Source organism: Bradyrhizobium sp. 613_E4_N2_2, from assembly GCF_052075995.1.
Taxonomy (GTDB): domain Bacteria; phylum Pseudomonadota; class Alphaproteobacteria; order Rhizobiales; family Xanthobacteraceae; genus Bradyrhizobium; species Bradyrhizobium barranii.
Genome location: NZ_CP197234.1, coordinates 1,183,253 through 1,200,573, shown reverse-complemented (window position 1 = coordinate 1,200,573; position 17,321 = coordinate 1,183,253). Strand labels below are relative to the sequence as shown.

The following is a 17,321-nucleotide window of genomic DNA, read 5'->3' as shown; positions in this document are numbered from 1 at the left end:
GGCACGAAACGTTTTCCGGCTATCTCAGCCGCCAACAGCTTTGGAGCTCCTGATGTCAACCAATGGCGAAACCGGGATGAGAGACTGGACCGACAAAGCCACCAGAGAACGCCTCGAGAAGGATGTAGCAGCCGTGAAAAGCGATATCGCCGCCCTCACCGATCAGATCACCGACGCGCTCAACACCTTTGCCAATTCCACCAGCAAGCAGGCCCGCCGCGGCTATCGCCAGGCCCGCGAGAGCGTGGATTCCGCGGTCGACGACATGTCGGATCGCGGCAGCGCCATGATGGAAGCTGCGCAAGACGCCTACGGCTCGATCGAGGAAACGCTGGAAGATGCCATCACGCAGCGGCCGCTCGCGACCGTCGGACTCGCGCTCGGCATCGGCTTCCTGATCGGCGTCGCCTGGCGCCGGTAGCGTGGGCGCAAAACCTTGACGTTGTTACGGCGGCGCTGTTGCGCCGTCGCTGCCGGCTTGCGGGGATCTGAGGAGCAAGGCCATGTTACAGCGCATCATCGACGGCATCAGCGCATCGACGGGCACGACCGTCCGCCTGACATCGCTCGCCGCGGGCGCGGCACTCGCGCTCTTCATCACCACGGGCTTTCTCTGCGCGGCCGCCTTCATCTCGGTCCTTCAGACCTACGGACCGGTGCAGGCCTGCCTCGCCGGCGCCGGCATCTTCTTCCTGCTGACGCTTGCCGCGGCGGGGAGCTATTGGGGCTACAAGCGGGAGATGCGGAAGCGCGCCCGGATCGCCGCCGAGCGCGCCGCGAAGTCGGCCGCTTCGAGCATGCTCGCCGACCCCATGCTGCTCGCGACGGGCCTCCAGATCGTTCGCGCCATCGGAATCAAGCGGCTGCTGCCGATCCTGGCGATCGGCGGCGTCGCCCTTGGAATCATGGCGAGTCGCGCCGGCGCATCCGACGACGCCTCGGCTGAACCGGCCGAATAGCGGTCGAAGCGCTAAGATAATTTCGTCGTCGGCGGAACGAGCGAGCTTGCGGGAATTCCATCCGGCGATCATGCGCAATTTTGCGCCAGATTGGACAATTCCAGCCCCCCTCACGCAAACGCTACTCGGATAGGCGGGCGGTTGCCGCTAAAAGCAGCGCCCGTGATTCTAAAAGTCATTTTCCGCGATGAAACCGTCCGTCAAGGCGAACCTCGCCGCATTCCATCACGATGCCAGATTGTATTTGACGCTCGGCATTGCCAACTGGTCGGTGTTCGTCGACCACATCCCGAACAACGTCGTTAATCTCCTGACGCTCCGAAATTTCGGCTTCAGCGGCGCCGCTGACCTGTTCGTGTTCGTGGTGGGTTATGGCGTCGCCATCATTCACGGCAGGATGGCGCTGGAGCGCGGTTACGTCGTCGCGGCGACGCGCATCTTCCGCCGCGTCTGGCGGCTCTACGCTGCCTATGTCGTGCTCTTCGTGATCTATATCGACACCATCGCCTATGTCGCCTCGCAATCGATGGCGCCGGAGATCATCCACGAATACAACATCTCGGGCATTCTCGATCATCCGCTGCGCATCCTGGTCCGCGGCCTCGTGCTCCAGGAAGAGCCGCTGAACCTCGACCTCCTGCAACTGATGATCCCGCTGATGGCGTTCTTTCCGTTTGCGCTATGGGGTTTGTTGCGGCGGCCGAACCTGACGCTGGCGGCATCGGTCGCGCTATACGTTGCGGCGCGCTGGTTCGAATGGAATTTCCGGGTCTATCCGGACCAGGACTGGACCTTCAATCCGCTGTGCTGGCAGATGCTGATGGTCCTGGGCGGCTGGTTCGCCGTAACAGGCGCCTCCGGACGCGCGTTGCACGGCATGTCCTGGCTGCGGATCCTCGCGGGTGCCTATCTCATCTTCGCGATGGCCGTCACCTTGATGCGGCATTCGCCCGCGCTGGCCGTCTATTTGCCGGACTTCGTCGTCAACAGCATCGCGCCGACAGACAAGGAAAACCTCGCGCCCTATCGCGTGATCCATTTCCTCGCGCTCGCCTTCCTCGCGACCCATCTCATTCCGGCCGACCACCCCGGCCTGAAGTTGCGGCCGCTTCAGGCGGTGATCACATGCGGCGAGGAATGGCTCGCGGTGTTCTGCGTTGCCGTGTTCCTGTCCTTCGCCGGCCATCTCATCCTGATCACCGGACCGAACCTCGTGGTGATGCAGATCGCGGTAAGCCTCGTTGGCTTCGCGGCGATGACGGCTGTGGCCTATTACATCTCGTGGTCGAGGCGGCAGGACCTTCCGGCCGCCCTGCGGCAGCAGGCCTAGAGCTCCGTTCCGATCCAATCGGAACGGAGCTCTGGATTCCTGTCTTGACGCGTTTTCTTCACGCGGACCGGTATCCACTTCGCTCGAAAACGCTCTAGCCAAATAATCGTGCGATTCTGCTAGGCCGAGACCTGTGGCTGCGCTATGCGGGGAGCCTCTGCGTGAGGGGACCGGGCGTGGCGATGGCAAAGGGCGGGGGTGATGAGGCTGACAGCGCGCCCCGGCGCGGCCGGCCGCGATCGATCGAGACCACCAACGCCATTCTCGAAAGCGCCTATGCGCTGATGGCCGCCACCGGCCTTGCCGCCACCTCCATCGACACCGTCGCACGCCACTCCAGCGTCTCCAAGATGACGATCTACAAATGGTGGCCGTCGCGGGAAGCGCTGCTGATCGACGCCTTCCTTCATCATGCCGCGCAGATGCTGCCGCTGCCGCCTGCGAGCTCCGGCAGCCCCGCGGCGCGCGCACGCCGCCATGCCGCGGCCTATGCCGAGGCGCTCCAGGGCGAGTTCGGCAAGGTGCAGCTCGCCGTCGTCTCCGAATGCATTTCCAAGACCGGCTCGGCGGAGCTGTTCTATGCCCGCTACCTGCAATTCCGCCGCGACGCACTGGTCGAGATGATCGCCGCGGGCCAGACGGATGGCAGCATCCTGGCGGAGGGAGCGCCCGAGGATCTCTACGACGCCATCTATGGCAGCCTGTTCTACCGCTACGTCTTCGGCATTGCACCGATCACGCCGGCCTACGCGCGCAATCTGGTCGACCTGGTGCTGCGGCCGAAGGGTTAGAGCATGATCCGGAAAAGTGTGAAGCGGTTTTCCGAAAAGATCATGCTCAAAACAACAATCTGAAGCGCGACCTCTATCGCACCGGCCTGACCGGCGCCGAGATCTTGTCCGTGCGGTCGCGCTCGGACATGTCGACCACCGTCTCCATCGGCGCCGTCAATTCATAGACGTAGGAGGCGTCGGTGAAGTAGCGCTTGGCGGTGCCGCCGAGCGCTTCGGGCGCGACACGGTCGAGCAGGATCAGGCCGAAATCGGAATCCGGGCGGCGCGTCGCCTCGCTGGTGTTGAACTCCTCCCAGCGGAAATGGAAGACCTCGTCGGTCCCCTCGCCCGTCACCGTCCAATTCGCGGTGATGTGCGGATGCTTTCCGACCAGCGACAGACCTTCGTCGGAGTGCGAGGCGAGCTCGAAGAACAGGAGCGACAGGCTCTGCGCGGCGCGTGCGCTGACCGCGATGTCGGGGCCGGTGACGGCGATGCGGTCGGCATGCGGGATGGCGCGCGCCTCGAACAGGCCCTTCAGCTTGACGCCCTGCCACTGGCTCTCGCTGAGCAGCGAGACCACGTTGGACATGGCGTGGATGCGGCCGATCAGCAGTTCACGCGCAACGTCGATGTCCGAGCCGTGGCGCAGCGTGCGCGTCACGATCGACTGGATCACCGCCAGGATGTTCTTGACCCGGTGGTTGAGCTCGTCGATGACGGCGGTCAGCCGGCGCTCGAAGCCGATCCGCACCTGGATTTCCCGGCTGAGCCGCAGATTGTTGTAGGCGACATAGCCGAACAGGCCGCACACCATCGCGGTGATGGCAAAACCGATCGCCGCCACGATGATCGCCGTCTGCTCGGCGCGCCGCGCCGAATTGGTCTTGGCGTAGTAGCCGAGATGCCAGTCGCGCCCGCCAAAGCTCACCGTGCGCGTCGCCGACGGCGCCGGCCCGTCCGCGGCCGTCATGCGTGACGAGACCACGCCCTGGTCGTTGGCAACGAGCTCGCCACCTTCCCTGCGCGGATCCTTCAGCGCGACAGAGAACAACGACATGTCGTCATTGGTCAGCATCAGGGAGGCGAGCTCGTAGGAAAATGTGACGAAGCCGGCCGGCTCGGTCGCACCCTCGGGAATGACGGGCGCGGCCACGATGATGCCGATGGGCCCGCCGCCCCGCAGCAACTGAACCGGGTCCGAGGCGACCGACCTCTTCTCGACACGCGCACGCGTCAGCATGGCGCTGCGCACCTGATCCTGCTCGTAGCTGCGGCCGGGCAGCGCCTTGGTCTCGTTGCTGCGCGGCTCGAGGTCCATCAGCACGTCGATCGGCTGGGTGACCTTCGCAAGATCGATCGGCTTGTCGTCATACGAGCGGATCTGCGGATTGGGGAAGCCGGCGCTCGCGATCGCGTCCTCCGCCGGCAGAAGCTCGTTCGGCTTCAGCCGGGCGACCCACCCGGCGACCACGAAATCGGTCTTGAAGGCGTAGATGGCCGAGCGCAGCGGCTCCAGCATGTTCGGCTTGATGACCGACGGCGCACGGAACAAGCCTGAGGCGACACGCGCGAGCAGCTCGCGCTCGGTCAGCCGGTCCTGGACCAGGCTCGCATGGACGTCGATCGCGCGCGCCAGCGCGATCCGGTCCAGTGCCAGCTCCTGGTCGTGGACGCGATAGGCCGCGAGCCCGGAGAGCAGGGCTCCGAGCAGGGCGATGAAACCGATGATAAAACCCAGCCGGACCACTTCGACTACTCAGGCGAAAACAGCAGGTCGGCAATAAACACGGAGCATATCAACGCCGCTCGAACGGCCATGTGCCGAAACAGAGTGGACCCCAGTAACGGAGATAATGAAGGAGGAGGCATCAGTACGCAACTTCGGTCGCCTGAAAAGCTTAATTCGCCCGGCCGATGGTCTGGCCATGAAGGCTTTGCTCCGGGCACCGGAGGTAGTTAATCGCCGTGTCCGAAATTTGTTCCGCGGATGCGGCTTTTGCCCCAGACGTTAACGGCGGAAAACGCCTGCGCCACGTCGTCGCGCCGTCAGCCCGCCCGTTTCAGGCCGCCTTTGGCCTCGATGAAGCCGACGATCTGGTCGAGCCCCTCGCTCTTTTTCAGGTTGGTCATGACGAAGGGGCGCGCGCCGCGCATGCGCCTGGCGTCCGTCTCCATCTTCTCCAGGGAGGCGCCGACATGGGGCGCGAGGTCGATCTTGTTGATGACCAGGAGGTCGGAGCGGGTGATGCCGGGGCCGCCCTTGGACGGGATCTTGTCGCCGGCCGCCACGTCGATGACGTAGATGGTGAGGTCGGCGAGCTCCGGGGAAAAAGTGGCAGCCAGATTGTCGCCGCCGGACTCGATCAGCACGAGGTCGAGCCCGGGGAATTTTGCGCGCATGTCGGCGACCGCGGCCAGGTTCATCGAAGCGTCCTCGCGGATCGCGGTGTGCGGGCAGCCGCCGGTCTCGACGCCGGCGATACGGTCCGGCGTCAGCGAGCCCGAGCGCACGAGGAATTCCGCATCCCATTTGGTGTAGATGTCGTTGGTGATCGCCGCGATGTCATAGCGCTCGCGCATAGTCTTGCAGAGCAGGTCCATCAGCGCGGTCTTGCCCGATCCGACCGGGCCGCCTATTCCGACACGCAAGGGGCCGTGAGATTTCGACATGTCACTCGCTCTCTCTTGATGGATTAAAGGCCGCACCGCTCACGAGCGAAACAGCCGCGTATATTGCGTCTCGTGCCGCAGACTGGCGAGATCGGCGCGGAAGGTCGCGCTGCCGAGGTCGTTCAATGTCGCATTCAACGCACGATTGGCGGTCGCAGCAACGGCGGCTTCCAGCTTCACCAGCACCCGCTGGCTGTCGGTCTGGCCGAGCGGAATGAGGCGGCTCGCCGCCGAAATCCAGTTCGAAACCAGCGCATGCAGGAAGGCATGCAGCGTCGGCGCCAGCGGCACGCCGTGCACCGCGGCGACCACACCGACGGCGACAGGATAGACCAGTGCCGTGCGACATGCCGCAACCATGGCATCCAGCCCGTTGGCGTCCCACGCGGCACGGGAGATGTCGATGAAGGCGCGGCCCTGCGAGGTCGTCTCGAGCTGCCGCTCGCGCGACGGCACGAAGGCGGCGGCGAGCTCCGCGATATCGTTCAAGGTGGTGTCTTCGCCCAACTCAGTGGCGCGATAGGCGTGGACCAGGAACGTCGCATCGCAAAAGCCGGAACCATCGCCCAGCATGGCGTCGAGCCAGTCGGCCAGCGTCGCGGTGTCGGTGATGTCGCCCGCCTCGACCGCCCATTCGATGCCGCTGGAATAGGAGAAGCCGCCGACCGGAAAGGCCGGCGACAGCCACGTCATCAGCCGGTACAGCGCCGCCGCCTCGCGCTCGGCGAGGTCACTGGCACTCACCGGCTCATTTGTGGTCATGAGCATGCTTGTGGCCGTGGTGGTGGTCGGGGTGGTCGCAATGCTCGTCGTGGTGATGGTCGTGGCCGTGGTCATGCGCGGCATGATCGTGGTTATCGTGGCCATGATCGTGGTGGTGATGGCCGTGATCGTGATGCGCATGGTCGTCGTGGCCATGTGCATGGCCGGCATCGGCGTAAGCGCCGCCTTCGGGATCGAACGGCGCCTCGATCTCGATCACGCGCGCACCGAGGCCCTTCACCATGGCCTCGATGACATGGTCGCGGCGGATGCGCAGGCCCTTGGCCATGATCTGCGTCGGCAAATGACGATTGCCGAGATGCCAGCCGACGCGAATGAGGTGGTGCGGATCGCGACCGCGGATCTCCAGCAGCGGCTCGGGCGCCGCGACCACTTCGACCAGCCGGCCGTCCTCCAGCACTAACGCATCACCGCCGCGCAGCGCGACGGCATTCTCCAGGTCGAGCAGGAATTCGAGGCCCCGCGTCCCCGTCATCGCCATGCGGCGGCGGTGCCGGTCGTCGAAATCGAGCACCACCGTATCCGCCGGCGTCTCCGTGAAGCCGTGCTGTCCCTTAACCTGCGTCGCCCGGATCATGCTTTTACCCCGTTACCGTGTCTCGACCTTCTCGGGCGTGATCACTTCAATCTTCGGCGGCGCCGTAAAACACTTCACCGCGACGCGACCGAACGTCTTCATGTGCTCCATGGCGCGATGCGGCACCAGCGCCTCGGCGCTCTCCCACTGCTCGACGAATACCATCTTGGCGGGATCGGTGACGCTCTCGTGCAAATCATAGGCGATATTGCCGGGCTCCTTCCGCGTCTCCTTGATGCAGGCGGTGGCGGCCGCAATGAATTCGGCGCGCGTCTCGGGCTTGATGGTCAAGGTGGCAACGACGTAAATCACGAGAAATCCTCCCGGCTTTTCTTCTAAGGTAAGATACCGGGCGGGACCTTAGACCAGGCGGGGTCGAACGCAAAACCGGAAAAGCCGCCCCCCGGGCCTGCGCCGGGGGCATGCGTCCAGGCGCTATTTCAGTACATGAAATATCGCTGCGCCATCGGCAGCACCTCGGCGGGCGCGCAGGTGAGCAGTTCGCCGTCGGCGCGCACCTCGTAGGTCTCGGGATCGACCTCGATATTGGGCGTGGCGTCGTTGTGGATCATGCTCTTCTTCGAGATTTTTCCGCGGGTGTTCTGCACCGCATAGAGCTTCTTGTCGATGCCGAGCTTTCGCGCGAGGCCGCCGGTGACCGCCGCCTTCGAGGTGAACACCACGGACGACGTGGTGCGCGCCTTGCCGAAGGCACCGAACATCGGCTGATAGTGCACCGGCTGCGGCGTCGGGATCGAGGCGTTGGGATCGCCCATGGGGGCGGCGACGATCGAGCCGCCCTTGATGATGCAGTCCGGCTTGACGCCGAAGAAGGCCGGCGACCACAGCACGAGATCGGCGAGCTTGCCCTTCTCGACCGATCCGATCAGCTTCGACACGCCGTGCGCGATCGCAGGATTGATCGTGTACTTGGCGATGTAGCGCTTGACGCGGAAATTGTCGTTGTCCTTGCCTTTGTCCTGGTCGAGCGACCCGCGCTGCTTCTTCATCTTGTCCGCGGTCTGCCACGTCCGGATGATGACCTCGCCGAGTCGGCCCATGGCCTGCGAGTCCGAGGACATCATCGAGAGCGCGCCGAGATCGTGCAGGATATCCTCGGCCGCGATGGTCTCCTTGCGGATGCGGCTCTCCGCAAACGCGAGGTCTTCCGCGATCGAGGGATCGAGATGGTGGCACACCATCAGCATGTCCAGATGCTCGTCGATGGTGTTGCGGGTGAAGGGCCGCGTCGGGTTGGTCGAGGACGGCAGCACATTCTTCAGCCCCGCGACCTTGATGATGTCTGGGGCGTGACCGCCGCCGGCGCCCTCGGTGTGGAAGGCGTGGATGGTACGGCCCTTGAAGGCCTTGATCGTATCCTCGACGAAGCCGGATTCGTTCAGCGTGTCGGAATGCAGCATGACCTGGACGTCGTAATCGTCGGCCACCGACAGGCAGTTGTCGATCGCAGCCGGCGTGGTGCCCCAGTCCTCGTGCAGCTTCAGCGCGCAGGCGCCGCCCTTGATCATCTCGACCAGGGCGGCAGGCCGCGACGCGTTACCCTTGCCGGAGATGCCGAGATTGACCGGGAAGGCGTCGAACGACTGGATCATCCGCCCCATGTGCCACGGTCCCGGCGTGCAGGTGGTGGCGAACGTGCCGTGCGAGGGACCGGTGCCGCCGCCGAGCATCGAGGTGACGCCAGACATCAGCGCGTGCTCGATCTGCTGCGGACAGATGAAATGGATGTGGCTGTCGAAGCCGCCTGCAGTGAGGATTTTTCCTTCGCCCGCGATCACGTCGGTGCCGGGGCCGACGATGATGGTGACGCCCGGCTGGATGTCGGGATTGCCAGCCTTGCCGATCGCCGAAATCATGCCGTCCTTGATCGCAACGTCGGCCTTCACGATGCCCCAGTGGTCGACGATCAGCGCATTAGTGATGACGGTGTCGGCCGCGCCCTGCTTGTTGGTGACCTGCGACTGCCCCATGCCGTCGCGGATCACCTTGCCGCCGCCGAACTTCACCTCCTCGCCGTAGGTGGTAAAATCCTTCTCGACCTCGATGATGAGATCGGTGTCGGCCAACCGCACCTTGTCGCCGGTGGTCGGGCCGAACATGTCGGCATAGACGGAACGCTTTATTTTGACGGACATCACAAGCCCCGTTTGCGTTTGAATTTTTGGTTGTTCACAGCGAAGCCCTCGCTGCGCTTACGGCATCGTCGAATTTTGCATCGAGCCACGAATTGCCGCCACGGCATCCGGCGACGACTTGCTCAGCCCAGCCCGTGTAGTCGGCGAGATCGTCGCGCTCTTCGGCGGACGGGTCGGAATGAATGCGCGCGCCGATATTGCTGATCTTGTCGGCGATCTTGATCAGCTTGGCGCCGGCCGATTTCTTCGGTGCATCGACGATCTGCCGGCGTCGCCGCTCTGGCTTGGGCAGGCTCATGTCGTCGGTGCATTCAACGACGAGAGAGGCGACGCGATCAGAGAATTTCTGTGCGAGCTCCTCGCGAGTGGTGTCGGTGTCCTCGATCACGTCGTGCAGCCACCCGGCCGCGACCAGCTCGGCATCCGCGCCATCGGTCGCCGTCGCCAGCAGGTTCGCGACCTCCGCGAGATGATTGATGTAAGGCTCGTTCCCCCGCCCCTTGCGCGCCATGCCATTGTGCCGGCGCGCGGCCAGCTCAGCGGCTTCCGAGATAAGGCGGATGGCGGGAAGCATGACTCACAGCTTCCCCATCACGTCGCCACGAAAACCGTAGATCGTCTTCTTCCCCGCCACCGCGACGAGCTGGACGTCGCGGGTCTGGCCGGGTTCGAAGCGGACGGCGGTGCCGGCGGCGATGTCGAGGCGCATGCCGCGGGCTTTCTTGCGATTGAATTTCAGCGCCGGGTTGGTCTCGAAGAAGTGGTAGTGCGAGCCGACCTGGATCGGGCGGTCGCCGGTGTTGGCGACCGTCAGCGTCACGGTCTTGCGGCCGGCATTGAGCTCGATCTCGCCGTCCTGGATGAAGAGTTCGCCGGGGATCATGCTCTCGCTCCTACCTGATCGGCTCGTGCACGGTGACAAGCTTGGTGCCGTCCGGAAAGGTCGCCTCGACCTGGATGTCGTGGATCATTTCGGGAATGCCCGGCATCACCTGGTCGCGGGTGAGGACCTGCGCGCCGGATTGCATCAGCTCGGCGACGGTGCGGCCGTCGCGCGCGCCTTCGAGGATGAAGTCGGAGATGATCGCGATCGCCTCGGGATAGTTGAGCTTGACGCCGCGATCCAGCCGGCGGCGGGCGACGATGGCCGCCATCGAGATCAGGAGCTTGTCCTTTTCGCGGGGAGACAGGTTCATGCAGCATCTCTTCCGTTCAATGCATCAATTCAGCAGCCATCAACTCAGCCACAGCCGCGGCAGCGCCGCGCCGGTCCGCGCCAGCACCGCCATCATGTCGGCGCGCAAGCGCGCGGCATCTTGGGCACAGAACCGCGCCATTGCAAAGCCATTCCAGGCGGAGATTCCGACCTCGCCGGCGAATGACTCCGAGGCCTCGCGGATACGCTCGATCAGCCGCTCGTCGCCGGGAACGATCAGCGCCGTGCCGATCGCGGCACCGCCCTTGGCCACCGCCGATCGCCCAAGTTTTGCACCGATATTGCCGTCGAGCCTGACGGTTTCGGCGAACACCAGCTTGCCCCCACGACGCAGCCGCCAGCGATCAAAGAACTCGCCCTGCTCCATCCGCTCGCCCATGGCGGTGCGGCCGAACACGACGATCTCGCAAAGCAGAAGCGAGGCGGCCTCGTCGAGTTCGATGTCGAAACGACGATGGACCCGGGCGCGATCGAACAGGATCGTCTCCTGGGGCAGCCAGCCGAGATGCGCGCCTGCGGCGACCTTCAAGGCGATATTGAGCTGCGCCGCCGCCCCTGGCGCGCGATAGACCTTCTCGGCCGCAGCGGTGGTCAATGTCAGGCGCGACCCCTGCCCTGCCGCGATCTCGATGTCAAAACTATCTCCGCCGGCAACACCGCCAGCCGTGTTGACGAACACGCCGGAGAGCCCCTCGCCCTCCGGCGAGGGAAAGCGCACGCGCAGGGAGCCGGACTCATGCAAGACGCCACGCCGCGTCACGCCATCGCGCGCATGGACGTCGAAGCGCACCGCGCCGCGGGCGCGGTTCGCCTCGAAAACCGAAGATGTCGTCAAAGCGTCGCTGCGCATCCGTCTCCCCAGCCGGCCGCGGCAGAAATTTTCGGATTACAGCGCCATCTGGCGGCTGATTTCGGCCGGATCGAGATTGGATCGGTCGCAGGAGAACTTCACCGCGCCGCGATCCATCACCGCGAAACTGTCGCCGAGTTCGCAGGCAAAGTCGAGATATTGTTCGACCAGCACGATGGCGATGTTGCCGAGGTTACGCAGGTAGGAGATGGCACGGCCGATGTCCTTGATGATCGACGGCTGGATGCCTTCGGTCGGCTCGTCGAGCAGCAGCAGCTTTGGCCGCATCACCAGCGCACGCCCGATCGCGAGCTGCTGCTGCTGGCCGCCGGAGAGGTCGCCGCCCCGCCGGCCGAGCATGGACTGCAGCACCGGGAACAGCGAGAACACGTCGTCCGGGATGTGCTTGTCCTCGCGCTTGAGCGGGCCGAAGCCGGTCTTGAGATTCTCCTCGACCGTCAACAGCGGAAATATCTCGCGGCCCTGCGGCACGAAGCCGATGCCCTTGCGCGCCCGCTCATAGGGCTTCAGGCCCGTGATGTCGCTGCCGTCGAGCACGATCGCGCCGGAGGAGATCGGATACTGGCCGACCATGGCGCGCAACAGCGAGGTCTTGCCGACGCCGTTGCGCCCGAGCACGCACGTGACCTTGCCGGGCTCTGCGGCGATGGAGACGCCGCGCAGCGCCTGCGCCGCGCCGTAGAACAGGTTGATGTCCTTGACCTCAAGCATCGCTCAGCGCCCCAGATAGACTTCGATGACCCGCTCGTTGGACGAGACCTGGTCGATGGTTCCTTCCGCAAGCACGGTGCCTTCATGCAGGCAGGTGACCTTGACGCCGAGCTCGCGCACGAACGTCATGTCGTGCTCGACGACCATCACGGTGTGGGTCTTGTTGATCTCTTTCAGCAGCTCGGCGGTGAGATGGGTCTCGACGTCGGTCATGCCCGCGACGGGCTCGTCGACGAGCAGCAGCTTCGGATCCTGCGCCAGCAGCATGCCGATCTCGAGCCACTGCTTCTGACCGTGGCTGAGGCTGCCGGCGAGCCGGTTGCGGGCGTCGGTGAGGCGGATCGTCTCCAGCACCTTGTCGATGCGCTCCGATTCCGCCCTGCTGCCGCGCCAGAACAGCGTGCCCTTGACGCTGTGGTCGACATTGAGCGCGAGCAGGAGGTTGTCCTGCACGGTCTGGCTCTCGAACACGGTCGGCTTCTGGAATTTGCGGCCGATGCCGAGCTCGGCGATGCGGGTCTCGTCCAGACGCGTCAAATCGGTGACGCCGTCGAACAGCACCGTGCCCTCGTCGGGCTTGGTCTTGCCGGTGATGATGTCCATCATCGTGGTCTTGCCGGCGCCGTTCGGGCCGATGATGGCGCGCATCTCGCCGGGCGCGAGCGTCAGCGACAGATTGTTGATGGCGTGGAAGCCGTCGAACGAGACGTGCACGCCGTCGAGATAGAGCATCGCGGAGGTCGCGCGGGTATCCATGACGTTCATTGCGCCTACTCCGCCATCTTGGGTTCGGTGACGCCATCTTCGGCCGCGGCGCTCGCGCTGGCTGCGGTGCGTTTTTCTTTTGACGACTCCCACCAGGCATTGAAGGTGCCGACGATGCCCTTCGGCAGCAGCAGCGTCACCAGGATGAACAGCGCGCCCAGCATGAACAGCCAGTAGGGCGCGAGCATGCCCGAGGTGAAGAACGTTTTTGCGTAGTTGACGACGACGGCGCCGAGTGCAGCGCCGATCAGCGTACCGCGGCCGCCGACCGCGACCCAGATCACCGCCTCGATCGAATTGCCGGGTGCAAATTCGCTCGGGTTGATGATGCCGACCTGGGGCACGTAGAGCGCACCGGCAACGCCGGCCATGCAGGCCGACAACGTGAACACGAACAGCTTGTAGGATTCGACGCGGTAACCGAGGAACCGGCTACGCGATTCCGCGTCGCGGATTGCGATCAGAACCTTGCCGAGCTTGGAGGACACGACGGAGCGGCAGATCAGGAAGCTCAGGATCAGCGCCAGGCAGCTCAGCGCAAACAGCGCGGCACGGGTGCCCTCGGCCTGCACGTTGAAGCCGAGGATGTCCTTGAAGTCGGTCAGGCCGTTGTTGCCGCCGAAGCCGAAATCATTGCGGAAGAAGGCGAGCAGCAGTGCATAGGTCATCGCCTGCGTGATGATCGACAGGTACACGCCGGTGACGCGGGAGCGGAAGGCGAGCCAGCCGAAGCAGAAGGCGAGCAGGCCGGGGACGACCAGCACCATCAGCGCCGCGAACCAGAACATGTCGAAGCCGTACCAGTACCAGGGCAGCTTCGAATAGTTCAGGAAGACCATGAAGTCGGGCAGGATCGGGTTGCCGTAGACGCCGCGGGTGCCGATCTGCCGCATCAGGTACATGCCCATCGCGTAGCCGCCGAGCGCGAAGAAGGCGCCGTGGCCGAGCGAGAGGATGCCGCAATAGCCCCAGATCAGGTCAATCGAGAGCGCGAGGATCGCGTAGCAGACATATTTGCCCCAGAGCGCGACCAGATAGGTCGGCACCTGCAGGAACGAGCCCGCGGGCAGCAGCAGGTTGGAGAGCGGGATGAGGATGCCGCAGGCCGCGACGATGGCGAGAAAGATCGTCGCGCCGCGGTCCAGCGACCTGGTCAGCATGTGGGGGGTCATGCTTCCACCGCACGGCCCTTGAGCGCGAACAGGCCGCGCGGCCGCTTTTGAATGAACAGGATGATGAGAACGAGGATCGCGATCTTGCCGAGCACGGCGCCGGCGACCGGCTCCAGGAACTTGTTGGCGATGCCAAGCGTGAAGGCGCCGACCAGCGTGCCCCAGAGATTGCCGACGCCGCCGAACACCACGACCATGAAGCTGTCGATGATGTAGCTCTGGCCGAGATTGGGGCTGACATTGTCGATCTGCGACAGCGCCACGCCCGCGATGCCGGCAATACCGGAGCCGAGACCGAAGGTCAGCGCGTCGACGCGCGAGGTGGCGATGCCCATCGAGGCCGCCATGCGGCGGTTCTGCGTCACCGCGCGCATCTCGAGGCCGAGCGCGGTGTAGCGCAGCATCGCGAGCAGGATCGCGAACACTGCGAGCGTGAAGACGAGGATCCAGAGCCGGTTATAGGTGATGGTGATCTGGCCGAGTTCGAACGCGCCGCTCATCCAGGAGGGATTGCCGACCTCGCGGTTGGTCGGGCCGAACATGGTGCGCACCGCCTGCTGCAGCACCAGCGACAGGCCCCAGGTTGCCAGCAGCGTCTCCAGCGGACGGCCGTAGAGGAAACGGATGATGCTGCGCTCGATCAGCACGCCGATGCCGCCGGCGACGAGGAAGGCGAGCGGCACGGCGATCAAGAGCGAATAATCGAAGAGTGCGGGATAGCGGGTGCGGATCACCTCCTGCACCACGAAGGTGGTGTAGGCGCCGATCATCACCATCTCGCCATGGGCCATGTTGATGACGCCCATCACGCCGAAGGTGATGGCGAGCCCGATCGCGGCGAGCAGCAGCACCGAGCCGAGCGAGAGGCCGTACCAGGCATTCTGCACCGTGGACCAGACCGCGAGCGAGCCCTGGATCGAGCTGATTGCGCTCGCAGCGGCCTTGGTCACCGAGGCCGGCTGATCGCCCATGCCTGTCAGCAGCGCCATCGCCTCCTGGTCGCCGCGCACCTTGAGGGTCGCGACCGCCTCGAGCTTCTCGACCTCGGTGGCATCGGACTTGAACAGCAGGATCGCGGCGCGGGCATCGCCGAGTGCGGCCTTGACCGATTTGCTGGTTTCCTTGGCGAGCGCGGCATCGACCGGCTCGAGCGCGGTCTCCTCGTGCGACTTGAAGACGGATTGCGCCGCCTGGAGGCGCGTTCCGACATCCGGCGACTGGAGCGTCAGGCTGCCGATCGCAGCGTCGACGCTGCGGCGCAGGCGGTTGTTGAGGCGCACCGCGCTGGCGCTATCGGGAACGCTGGCGACGGGCTCGCCGGTCGCAGCATCGATCGACTTGCCGTCGGCACTGGTGACGTAAACCTTCTTGCTATCAGGGTCGGCCATGAGGCGACCGTCCTGGAGCGCGCTGATGATGGGGAAAGCCAGCTTGTTGCCGCTGCTCGCGACGACGCCTATCGCCTCATCGGTGTCGGAGAAATCGTCATTGGCGAATTTGGCGACCGCATCCTCGAACGGACCGGCAAAGGCCGGCAGTGCGAACGCGATCAGAAACAACGAGAGGACAAAGGTACAGAGACGAGCGGACAAATTGGTTGGCACTTTGAATCACCCCGGCAGAAGTGGGGAGAAGGCGGCGGAATAGCCGCCTCCTCCCGTCGTGCAATGAACCGACAGATCGGGATCAGGAGCCCGAGCCGAGGCACTTGTTGGTCTTGGTGTTGAAGTTGCCGCACTTCTTGCCGACCCAGTCGCCGACTAGGTCCTTGGAGCCATCGAGCTCCTTCGACCAGGCGTCGCCTGCGACAAGACCCGGGGTCTTCCACACCACGTCGAACTGGCCGTTGGCTTTGATTTCGCCAATGAACACCGGCTTGGTGATGTGATGGTTCGGAAGCATCTTGGAGGTGCCGCCGGTCAGGTTCTTGGCTTCGATGCCGGGCAGCGCGTCGATCACCTTGTCCGGATCGGTCGACTTCACCTTCTCGACCGCCTTGACCCACATGTCGAAACCGATGACGTGCGCTTCCATCGGATCGTTGGTCACGCGCTTCGGGTTCTTGGTGTAGGTCTGCCAGGCCTTGATGAACTTCTCGTTCTCGGGCGACTTGATCGACTGGAAGTAGTTCCAGGCGGCAAGATGACCGAGCAGCGGCTTGGTGTCGATGCCGGCGAGCTCTTCCTCACCCACCGAGAACGCGACCACCGGGATGTCCTTGGCCTTGATGCCCTGGTTGCCGAGCTCCTTGTAGAAGGGAACGTTGGCGTCGCCGTTGATGGTCGAAACCACCGCGGTCTTCTTGCCGGCCGAGCCGAACTTCTTGATGTCGGCCACGATCGTCTGCCAGTCGGAGTGACCGAACGGCGTGTAGTTGATCATGATGTCTTCCTGGGCGACACCCTTCGACTTCAGGTAGGCTTCCAGGATCTTGTTGGTGGTGCGCGGATAGACGTAGTCGGTGCCCGCGAGCACCCAGCGCTTCACCTTCTCGTCCTTCATCAGATAGTCGACGGCGGGGATCGCCTGCTGGTTCGGCGCAGCACCCGTGTAGAACACGTTGCGCTCGCTCTCCTCGCCCTCGTACTGCACGGGGTAGAACAGGATGCTGTTCAGCTCCTTGAAGACCGGGAGCACGGACTTGCGCGACACCGAGGTCCAGCAGCCGAACACGACCGCGACCTTGTCCTTGGTGATCAGCTCGCGCGCCTTTTCGGCGAACAGCGGCCAGTTCGAGGCAGGATCGACCACGACGGCTTCGAGCTTCTTGCCGTTGACGCCGCCCTTCTTGTTCTGCTCGTCGATGAGGAAGAGGATGGTGTCCTTCAGCGTGGTTTCGCTGATGGCCATGGTGCCGGAGAGAGAATGAAGGACGCCGACCTTGATGGTGTCGTCCGCGGCCTTTGCGCCGGTCAATGAAGCCAGACCCATCATCAGTCCGGCGGTCGCGGCGAGAACGCCACGGCGGCTAAATGACGCCGCTATATCGTGAGTGGATTTGTTAAGCATGGATGTATCATCTCCCTGACGCAGACGTGAAAAAGACGCTGCGAAACGGCCCCACGGCCGCCTGCGATTAACGGAATCGCAAGAACCATGCCATGGGCTGGGCACATGCCAACCTATTGGTCAGATTATATAATTTCGCTGCAATCCAACTTTCGCCGCAGTCCAATTGCCCAAATCTTAGGCGAGTAAAATGTATGCCAATGCGGCAGACAGGTTATTTTTTAAGCAAAACAGCAACCCTGTCTAAATTTCCGGCATAACTATTTCTGCACTGCAATCGCGGTTTGAGGCCGCGTTGCCTTGAAACCGTCCCCTGAATGTTCCAT

The 17,321-nt window shown here is 64.0% G+C and carries 19 protein-coding genes; 4 read left to right on the top strand and 15 right to left on the bottom strand.

Annotated features, from left to right (window positions below; genetic code table 11):
• Window positions 1-49: 49 nt before the first annotated feature.
• The 4 genes from AB7290_RS05625 (at window position 50) to AB7290_RS05610 (ending at window position 3,080) form a co-directional block, all read left to right on the top strand.
• A complete protein-coding gene (locus tag AB7290_RS05625) occupies window positions 50-421 on the top strand; it encodes a DUF883 family protein (RefSeq protein ID WP_028148389.1) in 372 nt (123 codons plus the stop codon).
• An 82-nt stretch (window positions 422-503) separates the two neighbouring features.
• Window positions 504-959, top strand: coding sequence for a hypothetical protein (locus AB7290_RS05620; RefSeq protein WP_085401870.1), 456 nt, complete (start codon window positions 504-506; stop codon window positions 957-959).
• Window positions 960-1,146: 187 nt separating this feature from the next.
• Window positions 1,147-2,289 (top strand): OpgC domain-containing protein, encoded by a 1,143-nt coding sequence (locus AB7290_RS05615; protein WP_085401871.1) that lies wholly within the window; start codon window positions 1,147-1,149, stop codon window positions 2,287-2,289.
• Window positions 2,290-2,471: 182 nt separating this feature from the next.
• Window positions 2,472-3,080 (top strand): TetR/AcrR family transcriptional regulator, encoded by a 609-nt coding sequence (locus AB7290_RS05610; protein WP_441254515.1) that lies wholly within the window; start codon window positions 2,472-2,474, stop codon window positions 3,078-3,080.
• Between the two features lie 73 nt (window positions 3,081-3,153).
• Here AB7290_RS05610 and AB7290_RS05605 read toward each other — a convergent pair whose 3' ends face one another.
• The 15 genes from AB7290_RS05605 to urtA all read right to left on the bottom strand — a co-directional run bounded on the left by AB7290_RS05605 (window position 3,154) and on the right by urtA (window position 16,995).
• Window positions 3,154-4,812, bottom strand: coding sequence for a CHASE domain-containing protein (locus AB7290_RS05605; RefSeq protein ID WP_014498206.1), 1,659 nt, complete (start codon window positions 4,810-4,812; stop codon window positions 3,154-3,156).
• 299 nt (window positions 4,813-5,111) lie between these two features.
• Window positions 5,112-5,735, bottom strand: a complete 624-nt coding sequence (ureG, locus tag AB7290_RS05600) for an urease accessory protein UreG (RefSeq protein ID WP_063980981.1) — start codon at window positions 5,733-5,735, stop codon at window positions 5,112-5,114.
• A gap of 39 nt (window positions 5,736-5,774) precedes the next feature.
• Complete coding sequence (locus tag AB7290_RS05595) at window positions 5,775-6,503, bottom strand: urease accessory protein UreF (RefSeq protein ID WP_441254513.1); 729 nt, start codon at window positions 6,501-6,503, stop codon at window positions 5,775-5,777.
• On the bottom strand, window positions 6,484-7,095 hold the full coding sequence (locus tag AB7290_RS05590; RefSeq protein ID WP_085401873.1) for an urease accessory protein UreE: 612 nt from the start codon (window positions 7,093-7,095) through the stop codon (window positions 6,484-6,486). Before AB7290_RS05590 ends, AB7290_RS05595 begins: the two co-directional genes overlap by 20 nt.
• 12 nt (window positions 7,096-7,107) lie before the next feature.
• Complete coding sequence (locus AB7290_RS05585) at window positions 7,108-7,407, bottom strand: putative quinol monooxygenase (protein ID WP_014498210.1); 300 nt, start codon at window positions 7,405-7,407, stop codon at window positions 7,108-7,110.
• 128 nt (window positions 7,408-7,535) lie between these two features.
• Entirely contained in the window at window positions 7,536-9,251 is a 1,716-nt protein-coding gene (gene ureC, locus AB7290_RS05580) for an urease subunit alpha (RefSeq protein ID WP_085401874.1), read from the bottom strand.
• A gap of 34 nt (window positions 9,252-9,285) precedes the next feature.
• Window positions 9,286-9,825 carry an HD domain-containing protein gene (locus AB7290_RS05575; RefSeq protein WP_085401875.1) on the bottom strand — a complete coding sequence of 180 codons (540 nt, stop codon included), beginning with the start codon at window positions 9,823-9,825 and terminating at the stop codon, window positions 9,286-9,288.
• A 3-nt stretch (window positions 9,826-9,828) separates the two neighbouring features.
• Entirely contained in the window at window positions 9,829-10,134 is a 306-nt protein-coding gene (locus AB7290_RS05570) for an urease subunit beta (RefSeq protein ID WP_085401876.1), read from the bottom strand.
• A 10-nt stretch (window positions 10,135-10,144) separates the two neighbouring features.
• Window positions 10,145-10,447, bottom strand: a complete 303-nt coding sequence (locus AB7290_RS05565) for an urease subunit gamma (RefSeq protein WP_085401877.1) — start codon at window positions 10,445-10,447, stop codon at window positions 10,145-10,147.
• A 39-nt stretch (window positions 10,448-10,486) separates the two neighbouring features.
• Window positions 10,487-11,317, bottom strand: coding sequence for an urease accessory protein UreD (locus AB7290_RS05560; RefSeq protein ID WP_085401878.1), 831 nt, complete (start codon window positions 11,315-11,317; stop codon window positions 10,487-10,489).
• Between the two features lie 36 nt (window positions 11,318-11,353).
• On the bottom strand, window positions 11,354-12,049 hold the full coding sequence (gene urtE, locus AB7290_RS05555; RefSeq protein WP_008131878.1) for an urea ABC transporter ATP-binding subunit UrtE: 696 nt from the start codon (window positions 12,047-12,049) through the stop codon (window positions 11,354-11,356).
• A gap of 3 nt (window positions 12,050-12,052) precedes the next feature.
• A complete protein-coding gene (gene urtD / locus AB7290_RS05550) occupies window positions 12,053-12,814 on the bottom strand; it encodes an urea ABC transporter ATP-binding protein UrtD (protein ID WP_014498216.1) in 762 nt (253 codons plus the stop codon).
• A 5-nt stretch (window positions 12,815-12,819) separates the two neighbouring features.
• Window positions 12,820-13,986: an urea ABC transporter permease subunit UrtC gene (gene urtC, locus AB7290_RS05545; protein WP_085401879.1), complete on the bottom strand. Its 1,167-nt coding sequence runs from the start codon at window positions 13,984-13,986 to the stop codon at window positions 12,820-12,822.
• Window positions 13,983-15,590, bottom strand: a complete 1,608-nt coding sequence (gene urtB, locus AB7290_RS05540; RefSeq protein WP_441253362.1) for an urea ABC transporter permease subunit UrtB — start codon at window positions 15,588-15,590, stop codon at window positions 13,983-13,985. The genes urtC and urtB overlap by 4 nt, the downstream gene beginning before the upstream one ends.
• A gap of 82 nt (window positions 15,591-15,672) precedes the next feature.
• Window positions 15,673-16,995 carry an urea ABC transporter substrate-binding protein gene (gene urtA / locus AB7290_RS05535; RefSeq protein ID WP_063980975.1) on the bottom strand — a complete coding sequence of 441 codons (1,323 nt, stop codon included), beginning with the start codon at window positions 16,993-16,995 and terminating at the stop codon, window positions 15,673-15,675.
• Window positions 16,996-17,321: the final 326 nt, after the last annotated feature.